The sequence below is a fragment of the Gammaproteobacteria bacterium genome, assembly GCA_019748175.1.
In the GTDB taxonomy this organism is placed as follows: Bacteria; Pseudomonadota; Gammaproteobacteria; order JAIEPX01; family JAIEPX01; genus JAIEPX01.
Genome location: JAIEPX010000010.1, coordinates 36,381 through 40,613 on the forward strand (window position 1 = coordinate 36,381; position 4,233 = coordinate 40,613).

General features: G+C 39.4%; 3 protein-coding genes. All 3 read right to left on the reverse strand.

Annotation, left to right across the window (positions count from 1 at the left end; genetic code table 11):
• Positions 1-4: 4 nt before the first annotated feature.
• The 3 genes from K2X50_05605 to K2X50_05615 all read right to left on the reverse strand — a co-directional run bounded on the left by K2X50_05605 (position 5) and on the right by K2X50_05615 (position 3,658).
• Positions 5-1,426 carry a 3-isopropylmalate dehydratase large subunit gene (locus tag K2X50_05605; GenBank protein ID MBX9586716.1) on the reverse strand — a complete coding sequence of 474 codons (1,422 nt, stop codon included), beginning with the start codon at positions 1,424-1,426 and terminating at the stop codon, positions 5-7.
• A complete protein-coding gene (locus K2X50_05610; protein ID MBX9586717.1) occupies positions 1,413-2,660 on the reverse strand; it encodes a hypothetical protein in 1,248 nt (415 codons plus the stop codon). The genes K2X50_05605 and K2X50_05610 overlap by 14 nt, the downstream gene beginning before the upstream one ends.
• A gap of 62 nt (positions 2,661-2,722) precedes the next feature.
• Positions 2,723-3,658 (reverse strand): asparagine synthetase A, encoded by a 936-nt coding sequence (locus tag K2X50_05615; GenBank protein ID MBX9586718.1) that lies wholly within the window; start codon positions 3,656-3,658, stop codon positions 2,723-2,725.
• Positions 3,659-4,233: the final 575 nt, after the last annotated feature.

The window sequence follows — 4,233 nt, forward strand, 5'->3', positions numbered from 1 at the left end:
ATCCCTAGGATTCATCGTTTATTGATGCGGCAGACGTAATGACCCCCACAATAGCACTTGCAGCAACAGTTGCTGGAGAGGCAATGTGAGTGTAACTCCCTGGGCCCTGACGTCCGATGTAGTTTCTATTACTGGCGCTAATACAACGTTTGCCGGGCGGAACAAAGTCACCGTTCATAGCTACACACATTGAGCATCCCGGATTTCGGAACTCAGCCCCAGCGACCCGAAAAATATTAGCCAAACCCTCCTTTTCTGCTTCCTTTCGAACGTTTTCAGAGCCGGGAACAATTAAGAAGGTAACATTAGCGTGAACTTTCTTGTCTTTTAAGATTTTTGCTACCACACGCAAGTCTTCAATTCGACCGTTGGTGCAAGATCCAACGAAAGCATAGTCTATTGGTGTTCCGTAGATAGGGGTATTTTCATGTAGTTGATTATATTGTAAGGATTCTTTTAGTGATAGAGCTCCTTTATGCTCTAAACTGTCTGCGCTCGGTATATTATCGTCAATTTGTATTGCTTGTTCTGGATTGGTTCCCCAGCTGACCATGGGGCGAAGTTCAGATATGTCGATGGAAATACTTTTGTCGTAATTCGCATTTTCATCTCTATTATAATATACCCATTGTTCATAGTAAGCCGTAAATTGTGCATGATCAACATTCATTTTTGTTTGCAAATAAGAATAAGTAATTAGATCAGGTGCGATGAGGGCAGATTTGGCGCCGGCCTCTGTGGACATATTGCACAGGGTCATTCGTTCTTCCATCGATAGGCTGGAAACATAATCACCGGAGTACTCAATGACATAACCAAGAGCACCTGCACAACCAATTTTTTGGATAATTTTCATGATAACATCTTTAACGTAGACATGTTGTCTAGGTTTACCATTGATGATGATATTCATTGTTTTTGGTTTGTGGATTAACAAATATGAGGTTGCTAGCACTTCAGCAAGCTCGGTGGTGCCAATCCCTATGGCCAATGCGCCAAAAGCACCTAGTGTGGGAGTATGTGAATCACCGCAAACTACTGTCATCCCAGGATGAATTACACCCATTTCCGGAGCTATGACATGCGATATACCATGGAAGGTATCGTTATAGTCCATCAGTAATATTTTGTTGTCAATCGAGTTTTTTCTGTGAGTGTTTATTTGTAATTCTGCTATAGCATCTACAACTTGGCTTCGGTCCGAGGTGGTTGGAATGCTATGGTCCAGGACGGATAAGCAGCGATCGGGATTTCTCACTGGCAAGTTTCTGCGTGTCAATTCAGAAAAAGCTTGGGCGGACGTTACCTCATGCAAAATAGTAAAATCTATTTTCATAATAGCAGGATAATCTTTCTCATGTTTGTGAACATGTGCATGCCATATTTTGTCGAAAAGAGAATCTTGGGTGTTGCTATTTGTTATCATGTGTCTCTCCATCAAAAGAAAAAAGCACGGAACGAAAGCTATCGTTTAGCGCAATAACATCAGTTCGTACAGTAGTTGGATTTTCCTGGATTAATAGAGTTCTTTTAAAAAAGTCAGCAATTTTTTTCATCTCCTCTTCTTTCATTCCGCGCCTAGTGAGTTCTTGTGTGCCAATGCGTAGGACATTTTTGTTATAGATCGTTCTGGCATTAGTTCCTATCCCTGCGTAGGATAAGCGATTACATGCGTTACGTAATGCATAATCATCTTTTAGGTCAATGAGGACTAAATTTGTGTTGGTATGGTGTTCGCCGACACCTACAAGATCAAAGCCATCATCTGAGAGATATTTGCAGAGTGCGCGCGCATTATTGATCATTTGCTGTGCGTACTGCGGCCCAAAATATGACATTTCTAGCATTGTGACGAACAGTGCTAAAGTATGGTGTGTGTGTTGACTGGAAACCAAAGCTTTACCAATGTCGGTCATCACCTGTTTTCCAAGGTGCAGATCGCGGAAATGAATCATTGCCTTTTGTGGTCCTGGAAATGTTTTGTGGGTATTTCCTTGAAGAATATCACAGCCATCAGATAGTGGATTTTGAAAACAACCGCCAATAATAAGTCCTAATGTGTGTGAAGCATCGAAAATTATACGTACTTGTTCGCCTGCAATATTGCGAATTTGCTTCAATGGGAATTCAGTTAGTGTTGCGCTGTGATCAAAAATTATAGCAGCAGGTTTATGTATTTTAACGAGTTCCTCAAAATGACTTATGTCAATGGTCAAAGTGCTATCAAATCGCATTAAGGCCGATTTGCGGCCGAGCTGATTTAGAAGATTTGTTGTGGCAAAATGCCCCCCATCTGTCGGGTCGATAGAAAATACGCAATCGCCAATCTTGGTGGCGGAGATAAGTGTGCACATCAGTGCATGAATTCCCGATAGAGGGCGAAAGTCAGAAAGTGCGCAATGCAAGATTTTTTGGCTAATTAATCGAATGTCGGATTCAAGTTCATATAGATTGTTCAGGGCAATAAATGATAAGTTGCCAAATTGAGTAACAGGCGTGTTATCTAGGTGATCTAGAGAAGTTCCTATATGGTAGCGATCGGACAATTTGCTGGATAAGCATTTTCTTGCTGTATCTGACATGACATTTTCGTTGGCAGTAAGGTGCAGGTAGCTGTTAGAAATATGCTCTTCTATATCAATTTGCTGTAAAAGACGCATTAAATTTTCTTTGTTAAGAAGCTCCTTTGCGGTTTTTTTTATTTTTAGCATAAGTTTGGGCATTAGAATATAAATTCGGAGCCTACACTGCGATCAAAGTAGCAGACCTCCTTGATTGTGTCTTTGGCGCAAATAAAGCGTAATAATCGTTGTAAACCGATTCCAAAGCCTGCTGATTTAGAGAGTTTTCCATGTTTGGCAATTTCTAGGTAGTTTTCGAAGTGTGATTTGTCAACACCTTGTAGATCCATGCGTCGAATAATTTGAGCATATTCGTATTCTCGCTCGGCCCCTGATAAGGCCTCGCCAAAACCTTGTGGATAAATCAGATCAAAATTATTGTAAGTTCCAGGTGTATCTGAGCTTTCAGCGTCATAGAATTCTCTTTTTAAATTCAATAAGAAAAATGGCTGGTCACTTTCATAGGATAGAGCATTAATCTCGGTGTCTAGGTCGTCACTGGAGATTTCAGATGAGTCAATTGTTTTAAATGGTCTTTTCAGCCTAGGTAGTTTTGAGCCCATATCATGTAACTCTTCAGCGCAATGGGTTTCGATATGGTTGAAAACATGCACGAGTAATTCTTCGATAAGCGTCATTACTTCAAAGCGATTGGCATCACGAATTTCGACATCAAATTGCGAGAACTCTATCATGTGATGTTTAGATGACTTGATTTCGTCAAGTTCAAGGCGAATGTTGGGTGATACAATGTAGAGTTTCTTGATGTTTGCGTTTACAAAAGATAACTGTTTATGGAAAATCATGCTTGCAGTGAGTTTTAGTTTGCGGTTTTTGTATGTCAAATCAGCTGGATACACCGAATGATTCAAAGGGTCGGTTATGGGAGACAGCAAGAGAGGCAAGAGTTGTGTAAATTTGTTAGCATACGCAAAACTATGAAGGGCGAACAATAATTCAGATTGAATTCTAAGTATATTATGAATGCTATCGTGTGATACGTGCTTTAAGAAATAGTCAATTGTCTGGTGAGCCATATACTCTCTCCTTGAGTATTGATGAAAATCTGTTCTGAGGTTGTGCAAACAGTCGTGCGGCAACCTTCGTTATGTCGAGTAATTTTTGGAAAAATTAAAATGCAACAACGTTCAGCGAAAATACTACTGTATCTATTTTGTGATGTCAAATGATTGTATTAGGCCGCCACTAGTAATCGAGTTGGTTTTTCACTGCAAGTTAATTGAAGGCGCTAAATTGGTAAAAGATCTATTTTTGTGCTTAAGATTAAAGATATTTTATTTGAGAGTAGCTACGCTTTTTGAGTCGATATGGATAACATTAATTGCGGGTTAATATATTGATACATAGAGCTCTCGGCTTTACCTATTTTGTCTTCTCTTATTAGTTCTGCCTAATTAAGTTAAGAAAATGTCTAAGGTATAAAGAATCATAGTTATTAAGTCAGTATAGAATAATAGTGGTGTCAATGAGCTTTTGACTCTGAGTGTCAGGCAAGCAAAATTAAATTGTTTCTGAAATCAAAAGTAGTTAACATTGTGGATATTGCGAATTTTAATGGAATTAAATTTACTACCAGCAAGGATTTTAAGTC

Bases quoted from the DNA above. Each gene is read 5' to 3' on its own strand.
- K2X50_05605 (MBX9586716.1), bottom strand. From the start codon at position 1,426: ATGATAACAAATAGCAACACCCAAGATTCTCTTTTCGACAAAATATGG.
- K2X50_05610 (MBX9586717.1), bottom strand. From the start codon at position 2,660: ATGCGTCTTTTACAGCAAATTGATATAGAAGAGCATATTTCTAACAGC.
- K2X50_05615 (MBX9586718.1), bottom strand. From the start codon at position 3,658: ATGGCTCACCAGACAATTGACTATTTCTTAAAGCACGTATCACACGAT.